This is a genomic window from Enterobacter cloacae complex sp. 2022EL-00788 (assembly GCF_026627565.1).
Lineage (GTDB): Bacteria > Pseudomonadota > Gammaproteobacteria > Enterobacterales > Enterobacteriaceae > Enterobacter > Enterobacter pasteurii.
Window position 1 is genome coordinate 225,205 of record NZ_JAPNMC010000007.1, and the last position, 17,785, is coordinate 242,989.

Consider the following 17,785-nt stretch of genomic DNA (forward strand, 5'->3'; position numbering starts at 1 on the left):
GCTACGCCTCCTGCGCGGCAAGCGGCAGCGTAAAGGCAAACACGGTGCCGTGCGGCTCCCGCCGACGCGCGCTCAGCTTCCCGCAGTGGCGCTCAATGATGCTGGCGCTGATGGTCAGCCCCATCCCCATGCCCTGCGCTTTGGTGGAATAGAACGAGTCAAAGATCTTCTCCAGCCGCTCTGGCTCAATACCGCTGCCGGTATCGGCTATCTCCACCAGCACTCTCCCCTCCGCATTGCCGGTAGCGATGGCGATGGTGCAAGGGCGATCTTTCACCTCGGCCATCGCTTCTACCGCATTCATCACCAGGTTAAGCAGCACCTGCTGGATCTGCACGCTGTCGCCGGTAATAAAGCTGTCCTGCGCCTGCAAAAGGTAATCAACGCTAATGTGTCGCTGCTCAAGCTCGCTGCGCGAGAGCGCGATGATGTGGTGGATCAGGTAGTGCAGATCGATGCGCGAGAAGGTCGGATCCTGCTTGCGCGTCAGGGACTGGATGCTGCGGATGATCTCCCCCGCCCGCGCCCCTTCTGCGGCGATCTCCTCCAGCCCTTCGCGGACCTTATCCAGCCGGGCGGGCTCCCGGCTGAGCCAGCGCAGGCTCGCCCCGGCGTTCGAGACGATCGACATCAGCGGCTGGTTGATCTCGTGGGCGATGGAGGAGGTCAGCTGCCCGACGGTGGTGGCCCGGGACACCCGCGCCAGATCCGCCTGCGCGACCCGCATGGCATCCTCCGCGGCGCGCTGGCTGGTGATGTCGGTGATGATGCCGTAATACTCGTTCACTTCGCTGCCCACGCCCACCGGATCGCCAATCCCGAGAATATAGCGGGTGGAGCCGTCGGTACGCTTAACGCGAAACTCCGCCCGCATGGAGAGCCCGTCACGCACGCTTCCGGTGACGAGGGCGCTGATGCGGGCGTAGTCGTCCTCGTGAACGAAGGTTAAAAACTCCGCCATGGAGATCATTTTCTGCATCTCAGGCAGGCCGAGGATGCGGGCGTACTCCTCGGAGATAAACATCAGATCCTGCTCCAGCTCCCAGCGCCAGCTGCCGGTGTGGCTGATCTGCTCGCCCAGCATCAGCGAGGTCTGGCTGGATCGCAGCTCTTTCTCCACCCGTCGGCGCTGGATGTTTTCCGCCAGCAGCTCGGCGTACAGGCGCGCCGTCTCAAGGGATACCGCGGCCTGCGCGCCCAACAGGCTCACCACGCGGGAGTGTTCGGCGGTAAATACCTCCGGCATCAGGCGATTTTCCAGATAGAGCACGCCCACCAGCCGCGCCTGTTTGAACATCGGAACGCACATGACGGCCGCCCCCGAGGTCACCAGATAGGGATCCTGGCTGAAGGGGTGAAACTCCTCCGGCTTGCCGGTGCGGATCTCCTGCCCGGTGCGGATCACCGCCGCCAGCACCGACAGCGGCATATCGGTCGCCATCGGGGCCTCCTTCAGGATCCGCACCCGTACCCCCTCGGTGCTGGTCCAGGCGCTGGCCTCGATCTCCGGGATATGGCTGTCGCTCACGCGCAGCAGCAGGCCGCGCTGTGCACCGGCCCGTTCAAGCAGCAGCGTCATCAGGTTTTCAATCAGCCGCTCAAGGTTAATTTCTTCAGACAGCGCGCGCGACGCCTTGATCACGCTTTGCAGATCGCGGATCGTCTCATTCTGGGCAAACGCCACCGTGTCGTAGGCGCTGGCCTGCGCGGAGTTCAGCAGGTGCGGGAAATCCTGCTCAAGCTGACGCACTTTTGCCTGCGCCCCGGTGCGTCCCCAGGCGGCTATCGCGCCGCGGAAGTGGGCGTCCGAGGCGGTCGGATAGCCGCAGGCAAGGGCAAAGCGCCCTGCCAGCTCGTGGGCCAGCGCGTTCAGGGGGTTAAAGCCGCCTTCCCGCGAGAGGCGCACCGCCTTCTCATACTGCTCAAGCGCAATGCTGTTCATGCCGTCCAGGCGCACGATTTCGGCGTAAATCAGCGCCTCTTTATCGGCAAAGGTACCCGGATTAATGCGCGCCCAGAGGGCGATTTTGTCGTAGTGGGCGTGAATGCTGCGGCGGTGATTTGCCGAGAAGGTCTCCGGCGTCAGCTGTCTGGAAAGCGACAGGGCGCTGTAGAGATGGTAATCCAGCAGATGGATGTGCCCCGGCGCAGACCACGCGAACCAGCCCGCCTGCTCCAGCTCCGCCTGCGCGGCGGCATACTCCCCGCAGGTGAAGTGCGCCATGCCGCGATACAGCCAGTACCAGAACAGCATGGTCGAGGTATGCTCCGGGGCCTGCTCCGGCGAGGCGGGGAGCAGTGCTTCAGGCAGCACCTGTGACGCGCTCCAGGTGCCGATGGTTGGCGTGCGCAGAAACTCAACGTAGCCGCGCTGGAGCATAAAAATCGTTTCCACGTCCTGGAAGTGGGTTTTGCGCACAAACGCCAGGCCGCGATCGATGCTGGTCAGCACCCCGTCCAGGTGATCGCCCCGCGAGAGGAAGTTGATCACCTGGTGGCAGGCCGCAAAGCAGGCCACCGTCATATCGCCGTGGGTCACGGCGGCGGTAAAGCACGCCTTTGCACACTCGATGGTGAAGGACAGCGGCTGGGTCCAGACGCTGAGCTGGTCGAGCGGCAGCAGGGTTTTGGCTTCAAACGCATCGTAGCCGTGGCGATTGACCAGCTCGCGGGCCAGGGTGCCGTACTGGAACCCGAGGCGGTACTCGGCGTAGCGTTGACCAATCAACACCCCAAACCAGGCCATTGCCGTGGTGGAGGCGCCGGTAATGCCGTGGTCGAGGGTCAGGTGCATCATGCGGCAGAGCAGCAAAAAGTGCAGGCGCGGGCAGATAAAGCTGGCGCAAATGCTGGCGCTGTAGAGCAGGTTCATCACCGCTTCGGTTTGCGGGTTATCCATCTGCGAGAGCTGAACAAAAAGATTTTGCGGCGCGTCGCCCGCGCGGTTGCAGAAGCGCTCCCAGGCCTCGTCGCACTCGACGTCTTCCGGATAATGGCTGATCTGGATGCCAAAAATCCCCAGCCAGCACAGCGCCGCCTCCAGCGCCAGGCGGCTGTCCGACTGTCTTATGTACACTTCCACCAGCAGGTTAGCCGCCAGCGCTTTTTCGGTCAGCCCGCCGGGGGAGCCGAGGATGGCGTCACACAGCTCGCGGGTTCGCGCCAGATGGCCGAGCGCAAATTCGCAGCCCGCCTCTTCGATATCGAGCATAAAATCTGACACCGCCCCGGCGTTGCCCAGCGCCCTGGCGGTCTGAATGTAGCTCAGCGCCGAAGGGTAATCGCCCGTGCGCTTCGCACGCCGCGCGGCCAGCAGGCTGAGTTCGCGGAACATCTGGCGCTGCGGCGCGGGCTGAATGCTGTCCAGGGCAGCCGTCACGTGGTGTACGGCGCGGAACAGGAGCTCGTTGCCCGCCGCCTGCCGCGCGGCCTCGGCCAGCAGGCTGGCGGTGGTCAGGTGCAGGTGACTTTTCTCACCCTGATCCAGCAGGGCGAAAGCGGCCTCCTGAACCCGATCGTGGGTGAAGGCGTACTCTTTTTCCGTCAGCACTATCAGCTGCGCTATCACCGCCGGGTGCAGGGCGTAACGAATTTCCGCGACCGACATCCCGACCACGCGGCACATCATCTCCAGCTCCCCCGTGCCGCCGAGACAGGCAATGCTGCCCAGCAGGCGACGCGTTTCGTCGGGCATCTCTTCGAGCTTTTCCAGCACCAGGGTAACGACGTTCTCGGTGTAATGCCGGGCGCGGATCGCCTGCAGATCGTACTGCCATTTGTCCTGATACTTGTTGTGGACCACCAGCCCGTCATCAACAATGCGGCGGAAAAACTCATGCACGAACAGCGGGTTGCCGCCGGTTTTTTCGTGGATCAGCGTGGCGAGGTCGGTCGTCGCCGCGCTGCGGGTGCGAAACACCGTCGCCAGCCAGCGCGCCACCGCTTTAACCGAGAGCGCCTGCGGGACAATTTCCGTCGCGCGTTGCGCCGCCTCCGGCAGGCTCGCCAGCTGCTGCTGTAGCGCCGGGTCGGACAACGAATCAATATCGCGGTGCGCCGCCACCACCAGCAGCGGGATAACGCCGCAGTTCATCAGCAGGTGCTTCAGCGTATGCAGGCTGGCGGCGTCGCTCCACTGGAGATCGTCGAGCACCAGCACCAGCGGACAGCCCTGGGAGGCGAAGGTTTTAACCAGCGCCAGCACCATATGGCTAAAGCGCGCCCGGGCATCAATGGAAAACGTATCCGCCGAAAAGCGGGGTTTACTCTCCAGCAGCAGGCCCAGCTCGGGCACCAGGCTGACCGCCAGCGCTTCATACCCCTCAAGGGCGCGCGAGAGGCGGATTTTCCACTTCGCCACCTCTTCAGCGGGCAGCCCGAGCAGGTGCAGCGTCAGGGTGCGAAACGCCGAGCTTAATACGCCGTAGGGCAACGTCGGCGAAAACTGATCGACCTTGCCCACCGCCAGCAGCACCCTGCGCTGCTGCAGCGTTTTTAGCGCCGTGGCGATGATCGAGGATTTACCGATCCCCGACGGCCCGCCGATCGTCACCAGCTCCGGCACAATGTTTTGCCCCACCCGCTCAAACGCGGCGATAACGTCGTTTGCCTGCGGGTGCGCCGCAAACAGGGAGTCCGCCAGATGGATCGCCGGCGTCCGGTCCTGCTGGCCGGGCGCAAAGGCGACGATCTCACCTTCGGAGGTTAACGTCGCCTGGCAGCGTCGAAGATCGGCAATCAGCCCGTCGACCGTCTGGTAGCGGTTATCGGGATTCTTCTCCAGCAGCTTGAGGATGATGGTCGACAGCATGCCGGGCACGTCCGGGCGCATCACGGCGGGAGAAAGTGGCTCCGACGCAATGTGGTAATGCGCCCAGTTGGTCTGCTCCTCCGCGGCCAGCTCAAACGGCAGGCGTCCGGTCAGCAGCTCATAAAGCACGATGCCCAAGCTGTAGAGATCGCTGCGGCAATCAACGGCGCGCCGGGTGCGGGTGGTGTGCTCCGGAGACATATAGGCGGGCGTACCGCCCGAGACGGCCAGCCGGGTCTGGGAAAAAGCCCCGGAGATACTGCCTGAAAGGCCAAAGCTGCCCAGACGACAGCTGGAATCGTGATGAACGAAGATGGTGCCGGGTTTGATATCGCCGTGGATCAGGTTTTGCAGGTGCATCTGGCGCAGCGGCGCGCAGATCTGGATCGCCAGCTCGATAAACCGCGCGATCCCCGAGATCGCCCTGCCCGCGCGTCGCGCCAGCAGCTCGAAGGAAAACGGGGCATACACCAGCGCGAAGCGCCCCCGGTACTGGGTGGAGGCCACGGCGCGGATGGCCCAGCCGTCCTGGAGATGGTCTCGCAGCGCAAACTCATTTTTGAGCAGCCGGGTGGCCCGCTCTTCCTCTTCGTCGCTGACCGCGGTGGCAATGATAAAGGAGCCGCCAGAGTGAGGATGCCGCGCGTGCATCCAGGAGATCCCTCCCTCCTGCGCCAGCACGGTAAAAATGACATCCTCTTTAAGGACAAAAACCCGCCCTTCATGGAAATTTCCCTGGGCGGGCCAGAATGCAGGCAGCTCGTTTTCGTTCATCCGCGATCCTTATTGTCGGCGGGCCAGCTCCCGCTGAATATGATCCAGCAGAATATCGATGTTAATGGGCTTACGCAAAAATGCAGCGGCGCCCATATCAAGAGCGTACCGCTGCATATTTTCATCAGCATGACCGGAGATAAAGAGCACGGGGGGAGGCGGGGCGGCCAGCAGCCGCAGCTTTTCAAACAGCTCCAGGCCGCTCATGCCCCGCAGCTTGATATCGGCGATCACCAGCGACGCGCCGGACAGGGCGAACGGGTGGCTCAGAAACACCTCTGCCGAATCAAACGTATCGGTCGCATACCCTTCCGACTCCAGGAGGTTACTCAGCCCGCTGCGGACAGAACGTTCGTCATCGATGATGGCAATGCGCCACGGCAGCGTCATGCTGTTATTCCTCAGAAAATCATTAAACGTCGCGGTTTTCCTTCACGGGCGCGGAAGGCGCCGTGCCGCTGATTTTTGGCACACACTCGTGGCGAAACCAGGCGAGGGTCAGCGGTTCGCGACTCAGCACCCGACGCCCTACCGGGATCAACTGTTCGCCGACCAGCATGCCAAACAGGCCAAGCAGGGCGACAACCGGCGGTGCCGGAGAATGGACGTTGAGCAGAGCGTAAAGTACCCCAGCCACCACGCCGCACACCAGCGAAATTATCCAGGCCTTCATGACGACTCTCCTGCCGGATGGTGAACCACCGCCGGAACGCTCGTCACGCTGTCGCGGGCCAGCAGATGGCGCGTCGCCTGTTCACCCGCCAGCATCCCCAGCAGGCCAATCAGCGCCAGCGCGGGCGGCGCGGGAGAGCGTACCTTCAGTGCGGCATACATCAGGCCGATCAGCACGCCTGCCGCAAGGGATATCAACCCTGTACTCATAGTGAACTCCAGAAAGCAGTCAGTGGCAGGCCGGATGAGGGACCAGCCTGCCGCCGGGGCTTAGCGGGCCGGGACCGGCGCTAAGGTACGGTGCTCGCTCTTCTGGCGAGACGGGGATTTGTGCACCATGGTGTAAGCGTAATCAACGCCCATACCGTACGCGCCGGAGTGCTCGCGCACGATGTCCATCACCGCGGTGTAGGTCTCTTTACGCGCCCAGTCGCGCTGCCACTCCAGCATCACCTGCTGCCAGGTCACCGGGATCACGCCCGCCTGGATCATGCGCTGCATCGCAAAGTCGTGAGCTTCTTTGGAGGTGCCGCCGGACGCGTCCGCCACCATATAAATTTCGTAGTCGCCTTCCAGCATCGCGCACAGGGCAAAGCTGTTGTTGCACACTTCGGTCCACAGGCCGGCAACCACCACCTTCTTCTTGCCGCTGGCCTTCAGCGCGTCGCGCACCTTCTGGTCGTCCCAGGAGTTCATGGAGGTACGCTCCAGAATGTCCTGGCCCGGGAACACGTCCAGCAGCTCCGGGTAGGTGTTACCGGAGAAGCTTTCGGTCTCAACGGTGGTGATGATGGTCGGGATGTTGAACACTTTTGCCGCTTTCGCCAGCGCCACGGTATTGTTTTTCAGCACCTGGCGGTCAATAGACTGCACGCCAAACGCCATCTGCGGCTGGTGGTCGATGAAAATAATCTGACAGTTCGCAGGGGTTAAAACTTCGAGCTTTGAAGTGGTCATAGCATTTTCCAGTGGTTAAGGGTGAAATCGCCGCGAGTGCCGCGCCGATAAAGTCACCCCCATCCTGCGGTTTTCCGCCTCCGGACGTAATTATCTCTTCGTATAGTTAACCTTAGGTATAGTTATACTTTGGTATACCTATCCTATTGTATAACTGGATCTTTGCCGAAACCGGTTCCCATAATCCTGACCATTCCCCTCTCAGTCAGGAGCAGTTATGGTTACCCTCGGTAAAGCCGATCTCATTCTGGTTAACGGCCAGTTTCACACCGTCGATCGCGAGAACCCTCTCGCCGAAGCCGTTGCCGTGCGCGACGGGAAATTTCTGGAAGTGGGTACCGTCGCCGAGGTGATGCAACACCACTGCGACGGCACCAAGGTGGTTGATTTGAAAGGCCACGCCGCGATCCCCGGCCTGAACGACTCGCACCTGCACCTGATCCGCGGCGGGCTGAACTACAACCTCGAGCTGCGCTGGGAAGGCGTGCCGTCGCTGGCCGATGCCCTGCGGATGCTCAAGGAGCAGGCCCTGCGCACGCCGTCGCCCCAGTGGGTGCGCGTGGTGGGCGGCTGGAACGAGTTCCAGTTTGCCGAGCGCCGCATGCCGACCCTGGACGAGATCAACAGCGCCGCGCCGGATACCCCGGTCTTTATCCTGCACCTGTACGACCGCGCCCTGCTCAACCGCGCCGCGCTGAAGGTGGTCGGCTACACCAGGGACACGCCCAACCCGCCGGGCGGCGAGATCCAGCGCGACGCCAACGGCAACCCGACCGGGATGCTGATTGCCCGTCCGAACGCCATGATCCTCTACGCCACGCTGGCGAAAGGGCCGAAGCTGCCGCTGGAGCAGCAGGTCAACTCCACCCGCCAGTTTATGCGCGAGCTGAACCGACTGGGGCTGACCAGCGCCATCGACGCGGGCGGCGGCTTCCAGAACTACCCGGAAGATTACGAGGTGATTGCCGAACTGCACGAGAAGAAGCAGATGACCATCCGCATCGCCTACAACCTGTTTACCCAGCGTCCGGGCCACGAGCTGGAAGACTTTGAAAAATGGACCGACATGCTCACGCCGGGCCAGGGCAGCGACTTCTTCCGCCACAACGGCGCGGGCGAGATGCTGGTCTTCTCCGCCGCCGATTTTGAAGATTTCCTCGAGCCGCGCCCGGATCTCGCGCCGGGCATGGAGGACGAGCTGGAGCGCGTGGTGCGCCATCTGGTGGAGCACCGCTGGCCGTTCCGCCTGCACGCCACCTATAACGAATCCATCAGCCGCATGCTGGACGTGTTCGAGAAGGTGAACCGCGACATTCCGTTCAACGGCCTGCACTGGTTCTTCGACCACGCCGAAACCGTATCGCAGGCCAACATCGACCGCATCAAAGCGCTCGGCGGCGGCATTGCCGTGCAGCACCGCATGGCCTTCCAGGGCGAATACTTCGCCGAGCGCTACGGCATCGAAGCCACCCGCCACACGCCGCCGGTGGCGAAAATGCTCGAAACCGGCGTGCCGGTGGGCTTAGGCACCGATGCCACCCGCGTGGCGAGCTACAACCCGTGGACCGCGCTCTACTGGCTGGTCTCCGGCCGCACCGTCGGCGGAATGCAGATGTACGATCACAGCGCCCGTCTGGACCGCGATACCGCCCTGATGCTCTGGACCCAGGGCAGCGCGTGGTTCTCCAGCGAACAAAACCAGAAGGGGCAGATCAAGGTCGGCCAGCTCGCCGACCTGGCGGTGCTGAGCAAAGACTACTTCCGCGTGCCGGAAGAGGAGATCAAGGGCATCGAGTCCGTTCTCACCGTGGTTAACGGCGACATCGTCTACGCCGCAGGCAGCTTTGGCCCGCTTTCCCCGCCGGCCATTCCGGTCCTGCCCGAGTGGTCTCCGGTGGTGAAGGTGCCGGGCCACTACCGCAGCGCGCCGCCGCAGGCCGCACGCGTCGGCTTGAGCGTAGTTCACCACTGCAGCGGCCCGTGCGGGGTTCACAGCCACCAGCACGATTTCGCCCGCACGTCAGCAATGCCGGTGTCCGACGATAACGCTTTCTGGGGGGCGCTGGGCTGCAGCTGCTTTGCATTCTGATGAAAAACACCTTTACCCCGCCCCGGGTCGACCTGGGGCTGTTCTTCCTGCGCCTCGCCGGCAGCCTGCTGCTGCTGTACGTGCACGGCCTGCCGAAGGTGCTGCACTTCAGCGAAGAGCTGACGCGCATTGAGGATCCGTTCGGCTTCGGGCCGTATGCGAGCCTGATCCCGGCGATTGTCGCCGAGGTGATTTGCCCGCTGTTTATCATTGCGGGCGTCTACACCCGCCTGGCGTGCCTGCCGATTATCACCGTGCTGCTGGTGGCGATGCTGGTGGTACACCCGAACTGGTCGATTGCCGAAGGGCAGTTTGGCTGGCTGCTGCTGATTATTTTCACTACCCTTGCCCTCACCGGGCCGGGGCAGTGGCGGCTGCAGCGTAAGGCTGCGGAGAGGTTCGCATGACCCAGGTTAACGACGTTCGCGACTCCCACGTTGAGCCAGCGCCCGCACCGACGGTTTCGCCCTGGCAGCCGCTGAGCCAGCCGGTGTTCCGCATGCTGTGGATCGCCACGGTGGTCTCTAACGTCGGCTCATGGATGAGCGACGTCGGCGTCAACTGGAGCATGCTGACCCTGAGCGCCGATCCGCTGAATATCGCGCTGGTGCAGGCGGCCAGCAGCCTGCCGATGTTCCTCTTCGCCCTGCCCTCCGGGGTGATGGCGGACATCGTCGACCGGCGAAAATACCTGCTCTTCTCCCAGCTGTGGGTGTTTATTGCCGCCGCCGGGCTGACGGTGCTCTCCTTCACCGGACACGTCACCCCCACCGTTCTGCTGGTGGCGACGTTCCTGCTGAGCGTGGGCGCGGCGATGAGCTCGCCGCCGTTCCAGGCGGTGGTGCCCGACCTGGTGAACAAGCCGGAGCTGGGCGCCGCCGTGGCGCTGAACTCGCTCGGGGTGAACATCAGCCGGGCGATTGGCCCCGCGCTGGGCGGTTTTCTGCTGTCGCTCGCCGGGCCGTGGATGGTGTTTGCCCTGAACGCGCTCTCCGTGGTCGGCGTGGCGTGGGTGCTGTGGCTCTGGCGTCCGGCGCCGTCCGTGCAGCGCCTGCCGCCGGAGCACTTCTTCTCGGCGGTGCGCTCCGGCATTCGCTACGTGCACGCCGCGCCGGTGCTGCGCAACGTGCTGGTGCGTACCGTGGCCTTCTTCGTTTTCGGCAGCGCGGGCTGGGCACTGCTGCCGCTGGTGGCGCGCCGCGAGCTGGGCTTAGGCCCGGCGGGCTACGGCGTGATGCTGGCCTGCATTGGCCTGGGGGCGATCGCCGGGGCCATCCTGCTGCCGCGACTGCGCCAGCGGCTGAACGCCGACCGCCTGATGGTGGCCGCCAGCCTGACGTTTGCCCTCACCATGCTGGCGCTGGCGTTCGTGCGCCACTTCTGGCTGCTCAACCTGTTTGAGTTTTTCACCGGCTTCGCGTGGATTGCGGTGCTGTCGACCCTCAACCTCGGCGCGCAGCGCAGCGCCGCCCGCTGGGTGAAGGCCCGCGCGCTGGCGGTGTATCTGACGGTGTTCTTCGGCTCGATGACCGCAGGCAGCGCCATCTGGGGGCAGATTGCCTCTCAGTTCGGCACGCCAACGTCGCTGGTGGTCGCCACGCTGGGGATGGTGCTTGCAAGCGCGACGGCGTTCCGCTGGAAGCTGGAGAAAGATCCTGATTTAAATCTCGACCTCAGCGGCCAGCCCCTGGACGGCGTGGAGATCGACCTGCCGAACGAGCGCGGCCCGGTGCTGGTGTCGCACGAGTACATCATCGACCCGCACAACGCGAAAGCGTTTTTGCAGGCGGTGCACGAGCTGCGCCGGGTGCGCCGCCGCGCCGGGGCGATGAGCTGGGCGGTGTACGAGGATATTGAGCGCCCCGGACTGTTTATCGAGACCTTCCTGATGGGCTCGTGGATTGAGCATCTGCGCCAGCAGGAACGCCACACCATGAATGACCTCCTGCTGCAGAGCCGCGTTCTGGCTTTTCATCAGGGCACAACATCACCGGCCATTCGCTACCTGGTTGCGCCGGTATAACCATAACCATCACCTGTACAGGAACACACTATGGCAACGTTTAAGGCAAAAGACGGCACGCAGATTTACTACAAAGACTGTGGCGCGGGCAAACCGGTTCTCTTCAGCCACGGCTGGCCGCTGGACGGCGACATGTGGGACAGCCAGCTGAACTACCTGGCCGAGCGCGGCTTCCGCGCCATCGCCTTTGACCGTCGCGGCTTTGGCCGCTCGGATCAGCCGTGGAACGGCTACGACTACGATACCTTTGCGTCCGACATCAACGACCTGATCACCACCCTGGACCTGCAGGACGTGACGCTGGTGGGCTTCTCCATGGGCGGCGGCGACGTGACCCGCTACATCAATAACTACGGCAGCGCGCGCGTGGCCGGTCTGGCGCTGCTGGGCGCGGTCACGCCGATCTTCGGCAAATCGGATACCTTCCCGCAGGGTGTGGATCAGAGCGTGTTCGACGGCATTCGCGACGGGCTGCGTAAAGATCGCGCCCAGTTCATCAGCGACTTCGCCACCCCGTTCTACGGCACCAACGCCGGGCAGACCGTCTCTGCCGGTGCTCTGACCCAGACGCTGAACATCGCCCTGCTGGCCTCGCTGAAGGGCACCATCGACTGCGTGACCGCCTTCGCCGAAACCGACTTCCGCCCGGATATGGCGAAAATCGACGTCCCGACGCTGGTGATCCACGGCAGCAACGACCAGATCGTGCCGTTTGAAAGCACCGGCAAGCTGGCGGCAGAGATGATCAAAAACGCCACGCTGAAGGTGTACGACAACGCGCCGCACGGCTTCGCGCTGACCCACCAGGACCAGCTCAACGAAGATCTGCTGGCGTTTGTGAAGTCGCTGTAATGTCCCGGGGCTGACGCCAGCAGGCGTCAGTCTGAATATGCGCTTCCCGGCATACTAAATTTGAGCGTAGAACTCCCTCTCCCTTGTGACTAGTATTCCTTCATTTCAAAGGGAGACTACATAAGATGAATATCCAGTTTCATAAGCGGCTAACCCGAAAGTTTATCTTCGCTATTTTAACATCCTCTTCATTTGTCACAGCCTGTACATTTAGCGTTATATGGTTCTATCTTGCGAATATTGACCGGCTTGATATTTTATACGATGCGTTGAGCGTGAGTAGCGCAGTAGGAATAATATTTGGATTTACCCTTGTATCACTAATTGGCTTCAGCCTTGTCATTTTTATCTCATCTTTCCTTGCTTACTTAATTTACACCGCACATGAGAAAGAGTTTGTTAAATACGAAGGTTTGACACATAGTTTTACCTCAGTCTGTTTTGGTAATAGCTTTGTGATGTGCGTTGTGCTTATCGGAGCGTTTTGCTTACAATTTTTTCTGGATATAAATGGTTTTATCGTTCTTGCCTTAGCGGTAGCCATAATACTGGCCGCATCGTATGGCTTATGCTACAAGCTTATGTTCAACGTTCAGTCATATAAGGATGTTGATAATACGCGTGATGTAAAATATTTGCAGAAAAACGCCGTCAGGAACTGGCTGCCTCTGTTATTGATTGCCCCTGCTTTTACACAAATCTTCCCGCTCATTTTTATCGCGGGCCAGCTAGATTTTAACGAAGAAAGTAATACATTATTACAGGTTATCATTTTTCTTGCGCTCTCGGTCGCGATGATTATTGTAGGCATTTTCCCCGGAATGATCCTGATAAATGAGAAGAAAAACAAAAGTATATTGCAAATAATCATTTATACACTAATCATTATTCCTGTCAGCATGCTTGTCCTGACAATGATTTTCCGCCCCACCCCCAATATGATCATTAACATGACCATGAACCTTTCCGGCATAAGCGACTGGCGCACGCATCAATATTACATAGATACTCATACTCACCCGCCAGCGATGTTTGATGGTTTAACATGGAACACACGTTACTATAAAGATATACCTTCGAGATTCTTTATCACCGGCGTAAACATTTTCTCGCTTGGAAATATTCAGCTTATTTGCCCTACGCAAATCAATCATGCCAGATCGCTGAGCCTGAAAACTACGCCAGACAATTTTGACGAATATGACCTTCGCATAAAACGATTAAAAAACACCGCTATGAAATGTATCCCGTTTAAGAAAGATGAGATACACCAATGGGATTCGCCTATAGCTGAGCCTGTTTATTTTCAGAAAATAAAATCTACCGGTGATAGCCTTTTATTAAAGTTGCTTCATGATATCAAGTAGCTTGTTAAGAAACGCCCGCAGCGCGGGCGCTACTTAATCAATTCACCGTAAGCGTAGGCTCATGCTTCTGCCCAGGCTGACCGCGTTGCACAACGCCGTGCTCGCGCTCCGCCAGCAGCCGACAAATCTCCGCATGCTTCTCCTCGGTAAAGGTAAAGCGCGACATAAAGCCCATGCGGATCAGCGACCCAATCGCCGGCAGCAGGCAAATCCCGAAGAACAGCCCGGACAGCACGCCTTCGCTCTGGATCTGCGCCTGCGGCACGTAGCCGATCATCGTCAGAAACACGCCGATGAGCCCGCCGCCTACCGCCACCGACATCTTGCCGGTAAAGGTCTGCCCGGAGAAGGTGATCGCCGCGCAGCGCTTGTGGGTGTGATACTCCGCGTACTCGATGGTGTCGGCAATCATCGACGAGGTGAGGATATTGGTCATCATCACGAACAGCGTGCTCAGGCCGAGCAGAATGAACAGCATCGTCACCTGCTGATACCCGATGAACCACATCACCACGCGCACCGCCACGTCCAGCCCGCAGAGGATCATAAACAGCTTCCGCTTCTGCATCCGGCGCGTCAGCATCGGGGCCACCAGGCACAGCACCGCCGCCACAATCCCCATCACGCCAATCGCCATCTGCAGGCTGCCGTCGCCCAGGTTATTGATAAAGAAGTAGATATACAGCCCGCCCGCCACGTTGTGAAACACGCAGAAAAAGAACGACAGCAGGACGATAAACAGCGGCTTGTTCTGGCGCAGGTTGTGGAAGGTGTCGCGGATGGTTACCTTTTCCGGGCTCGGCGGCACGCGCTCTTTGATCTGCATAAAGCCGTTGAGCATCAGCGGCAGGCCCACCAGCATCATCACCAGCGCCGCCATAAAGTAGCCTTTATCGTTGCTGTACTGGGCGAAAAACGCCGCCAGCTTCGGGAAGAAGATGTTGGCGCAGGCGATCCCGGCGTTCACCCCGAGCATCGCCGCCGTTACCGCGCGGGTGCGCTGAGCGGAGTCGTTGGTCATCACCGACGACATCGACCAGAACGGGATATCGGAGATAGCGTACAGCGTCCCCCACAGGATGTAGGTCACCCCGGCGTAGAGGATTTTGGTGGTCATGTCTGCTTCGATTTTATAGAACGACAGCAGCGTGACCCCGGTGATCAGCAGCGGGGCGATCAGCAAAAAGTGGCGAAACTTGCCGAACCGGCTGTTAATGGTGTCCATAATGCTGGCAAACAGCGGATCGTGAACCGCGTCCCACGCGCGGGCAATCAGGAAGATGGTGCTCGCCGCCAGCGCAGAGATCCCCAGCACGTCGGTGTAAAAATAGTTAATAAACGAACCCACTAAACCAAAGCTAAAACACTGACCTAATCCATAGCCAAAATAAGACCACAGCTCGCGAGACGGTATTTTCATTGTCGTTGCCATTGATATATGCCTGCCTGGTTGCCCGGCGGTCGGCCGCCGGGTCGATATTATTAGCCCTGGACTTTCGGGGCGATCTTGCGCAGCTGCTGCATCAGGGCGATTTCACGGCGCGAGAACGGAATGCCGTTCTCCTCAAACACGTCGTGGAACCAGACGCGGCAGTAGTCCGTGGACTCCTTCATCACCACCGGCCACGGCAGCCACGTCTGGGTTTTGCCGCGCACCAGCCCCCACTGGTACGGCGCGACCTTCGCTGCGTACATCAGCGGGAGCTGCTCCTCGATGGTGCTGCCCACGTGGCGCGCCAGCCATTCGGTGCAGAACAGCGGGCGACCGAGCTGTTGCAGCTGCTGGATAATCGCAGTCATGCGCCCGGTGTGGGTGTAAGCGTGGAAGCTCACCACGTCCGAGAGCGCCAGCGCGGTCTGGTCCAGCGGATGCTGGAAGAACGTTTCGCCCTCCTCTTCCGGCGGAAGGCGCCACGCGCAGACGGTGAGCGGCTGGGTCGGATCTTCTTCACGCACCCACTGGAATGCCAGCTTCATGAGTTCGTGAGCGCAGGTCTCCAGCTTCGCGTCGTACTGCACCTCCTGCGTGCCCGTTGCGAAAATGCCGCGGTTGCCCGGCTCGTTATACAGATCCCACAGCAGCACGCGCTTATCGTTGCGGAACTGGCGGACAATGTCGCGTATATAACGCTCAATCTGGGGCCAGCAGTCAGGATCGCACACCTTATCGCGCCCCGGGCTCGCCGCCGCCTGGCTATTGTGCTTGCCCGGCACCGGGGGCTTTTGCGGGCCGAGGTACGGCTCGTCGCCGGAGAAGCCGCAGTCGTCCATCAGGGTCAGCATGGTGCTGAAGCCGCGGCCGTCGGCAATCGTCAAAAAGCGGTCGATGCGCGCCATCAGCCCGTCGCGGTCGTGCTCCCAGACGATAAACGGCAGGTTGATGCGCAGGGTGTTGTAGCCCGCCTCCGCCGCCCAGCCCAGCTCGCGCTCGATGGTGGCGGCATCGAAGGTCTCTGCCTGCCAGATATCGGTCCAGTTCACCGCCGTCGACGGCAGATAGTTAAACCCGCACAGCCAGCCTTTTTGCTGATACCACGCCTGTGCCTGCTCCCTGCTCCACTGCTCTTTCATTACGCGTCCTCTTGCTGATAATATTTAGCTAATAAATATTAGTTGCGGGATAAATGCGCAAATCACGGCGCTCAGAAAAGCGACGGTACTCACAAAGTTCACGCTTCGATGAATGAGAAACGTGATCGACGGCGCTAAAGCGTGCGGTTAGGGTATGATGCGGAATCGCGAAAGGGAGAGGACGGATGAAGCGAAAAACGAAAGTGACGATGAACGATATTGCGCGGGCGGCAGGCGTGTCGCAGGCGACGGTATCGCTGGTGCTTAACCAGTCCCGCAACATCAAGCTCAGCGACGACACCCGCCAGCGGGTGATTAACGTGGCCACCGAGCTCGGCTACGACCGCCTCCCCACCGTTCACGCCCCGCGCAACCAGGAGGAGATCGCCCTGCTGGTCAGCTCCATGCAGAGCTTCGACCCGTTTATCGACGCCATCAGCCAGGCGCGGGAAGCGGCGTGGCGCAACGAGACCCTGCTCACCGTCTACGACTACGGCGACGACATCGAGCTGGCGCTGAACATCATCCGCCAGCTGGAGAAGCGCAACTGCATCGGGATTATTCTCGCCTCGCCGGTCACCACGCTGGTGGACATGACGGCGTTCCAGGACTGCACCCGCATTCCGCTGGTGCTGCTTAACCAGCGCGACCCCGGCTCGCCGCTGCTGCCGTCGTTTATCCCGGACGACTACGCCAACGCCTTCCAGGTGACTAAGCACCTCATCGCCTGCGGGGCCACGCGCATCGCCCACATCACCGGCGAGAGCTGGATGGAGGCCTCGCGCCAGCGTCTGGCGGGCTACCAGGCCGCGCTGCAGCAGGCCGGACTCGCGTGCGACGATAATCTGGTGCGCCAGACCAACTGGCAGTTCAGCGAGTCCTTTACCGCCACTACTTCACTGCTGGAACTGACTGAGCGCCCGGACGCCATCTTCTGCGCCAGCGACTGGCTGGCGATTGGCTGCTATCAGGCGCTGGCGGTGAACGGCGTGCGCATCCCAGAAGACATGCTGCTGGCGGGCTACGACGACCAGAAGATCTCCGAGCAGCTCACCCCGCCGCTAACCAGTATCCAGCTGCCCTACAGCGAGCTGGGACGGCTGGCGGTGGAGTACCTGTGCAATCAGGAAGATGCCGCCACGCACGTGACGCTGGCGGGCAGGCTGAAGGTGCGTGCCTCAAGCCTCGTCTGAGGTAAACACCATGCCGGCATAGGGCTTCTCGCGACACGCCGCCAGCCGCGCGGCGAGGCTGCCCACGTGCAGCTCCAGCTTGTGCCCGTCCGGGTCGAGAAAGTAGAACGACGCCCCCTCGCTTTTGTTCTGCTTCCAGACGGTGACGCCCGCCTGCTCGAGCCTTTGCGAGTACGGTTCGAAATCCTCTTCCGCCACGGTAAACGCGTAGTGGGTGTAGTCGCTCTCCTGCGGCGGCACGACCCGGCGCGCCTCGTCGTACGACAGGCAGACCCACAGATCGCCGCAGGTGAGATAGGCCCCGGTATTCCAGCGGGCGTGCAGCGCAAGCCCCAGCAGCTCGTGCCAGAAGGTGACGCTTTTTTGCAGGTCGCTGACCGCGAGGGTCAGGTGGTTGAGTGATTGCAGCATGACGTGCCCTTTTGTTTTTCGCGCCGGACGTGGTACGGTAAAGAGATGAACATAAACCACGCCGTG

The 17,785-nt window shown here is 61.1% G+C and carries 14 protein-coding genes; 6 read left to right on the forward strand and 8 right to left on the reverse strand.

Annotated elements, in window-relative coordinates:
• Nucleotide 1: 1 nt before the first annotated feature.
• Genes OWK27_RS13490 through OWK27_RS13510 form a run of 5 tightly spaced genes read right to left on the reverse strand, consistent with a single transcriptional unit; the run spans nt 2 to nt 7,213 of the window.
• Nucleotides 2–5,584 (reverse strand): trifunctional serine/threonine-protein kinase/ATP-binding protein/sensor histidine kinase, encoded by a 5,583-nt coding sequence (locus OWK27_RS13490; protein ID WP_267590554.1) that lies wholly within the window; start codon nt 5,582–5,584, stop codon nt 2–4.
• Nucleotides 5,585–5,593: 9 nt separating this feature from the next.
• Nucleotides 5,594–5,974, reverse strand: a complete 381-nt coding sequence (locus OWK27_RS13495) for a response regulator transcription factor (RefSeq protein WP_242173775.1) — start codon at nt 5,972–5,974, stop codon at nt 5,594–5,596.
• Nucleotides 5,975–5,996: 22 nt separating this feature from the next.
• Nucleotides 5,997–6,257, reverse strand: coding sequence for a XapX domain-containing protein (locus OWK27_RS13500; RefSeq protein WP_148422096.1), 261 nt, complete (start codon nt 6,255–6,257; stop codon nt 5,997–5,999).
• Nucleotides 6,254–6,466, reverse strand: a complete 213-nt coding sequence (locus tag OWK27_RS13505; protein ID WP_267590555.1) for a DUF1427 family protein — start codon at nt 6,464–6,466, stop codon at nt 6,254–6,256. Before OWK27_RS13505 ends, OWK27_RS13500 begins: the two co-directional genes overlap by 4 nt.
• Before the next feature lie 60 nt (nt 6,467–6,526).
• Nucleotides 6,527–7,213, reverse strand: coding sequence for a hydrolase (locus OWK27_RS13510; RefSeq protein ID WP_148422098.1), 687 nt, complete (start codon nt 7,211–7,213; stop codon nt 6,527–6,529).
• Between the two features lie 217 nt (nt 7,214–7,430).
• On the opposite strand from OWK27_RS13510, the gene OWK27_RS13515 reads away from it, so the two are divergent.
• From OWK27_RS13515 to OWK27_RS13535, 5 genes are all read left to right on the forward strand, one after another.
• A complete protein-coding gene (locus OWK27_RS13515; RefSeq protein ID WP_267590556.1) occupies nt 7,431–9,302 on the forward strand; it encodes an amidohydrolase in 1,872 nt (623 codons plus the stop codon).
• Nucleotides 9,302–9,709, forward strand: coding sequence for a DoxX family protein (locus tag OWK27_RS13520; protein WP_267590557.1), 408 nt, complete (start codon nt 9,302–9,304; stop codon nt 9,707–9,709). Before OWK27_RS13515 ends, OWK27_RS13520 begins: the two co-directional genes overlap by 1 nt.
• Entirely contained in the window at nt 9,706–11,325 is a 1,620-nt protein-coding gene (locus tag OWK27_RS13525) for an MFS transporter (RefSeq protein WP_267590558.1), read from the forward strand. Before OWK27_RS13520 ends, OWK27_RS13525 begins: the two co-directional genes overlap by 4 nt.
• 30 nt (nt 11,326–11,355) lie before the next feature.
• The gene (locus tag OWK27_RS13530) at nt 11,356–12,177 is read left to right on the forward strand and encodes an alpha/beta fold hydrolase (protein ID WP_267590559.1); all 822 of its coding nucleotides are present in this window, start codon (nt 11,356–11,358) and stop codon (nt 12,175–12,177) included.
• 125 nt (nt 12,178–12,302) lie between these two features.
• Nucleotides 12,303–13,544, forward strand: a complete 1,242-nt coding sequence (locus tag OWK27_RS13535) for a hypothetical protein (protein WP_267590560.1) — start codon at nt 12,303–12,305, stop codon at nt 13,542–13,544.
• A gap of 37 nt (nt 13,545–13,581) precedes the next feature.
• Here the strand turns inward: OWK27_RS13535 and OWK27_RS13540 are convergent, their stop codons facing one another.
• A complete protein-coding gene (locus tag OWK27_RS13540; RefSeq protein ID WP_256122508.1) occupies nt 13,582–14,976 on the reverse strand; it encodes an MFS transporter in 1,395 nt (464 codons plus the stop codon).
• Between the two features lie 50 nt (nt 14,977–15,026).
• Entirely contained in the window at nt 15,027–16,115 is a 1,089-nt protein-coding gene (locus tag OWK27_RS13545; protein ID WP_267590561.1) for a cellulase family glycosylhydrolase, read from the reverse strand.
• Nucleotides 16,116–16,300: 185 nt separating this feature from the next.
• On the opposite strand from OWK27_RS13545, the gene OWK27_RS13550 reads away from it, so the two are divergent.
• Complete coding sequence (locus tag OWK27_RS13550) at nt 16,301–17,308, forward strand: LacI family DNA-binding transcriptional regulator (protein WP_267590562.1); 1,008 nt, start codon at nt 16,301–16,303, stop codon at nt 17,306–17,308.
• Here OWK27_RS13550 and fosA read toward each other — a convergent pair.
• Complete coding sequence (gene fosA / locus OWK27_RS13555; RefSeq protein WP_267590605.1) at nt 17,294–17,719, reverse strand: FosA/FosA2 family fosfomycin resistance glutathione transferase; 426 nt, start codon at nt 17,717–17,719, stop codon at nt 17,294–17,296. The genes OWK27_RS13550 and fosA overlap by 15 nt on opposite strands.
• Between the last annotated feature and the right edge of the window lie 66 nt (nt 17,720–17,785).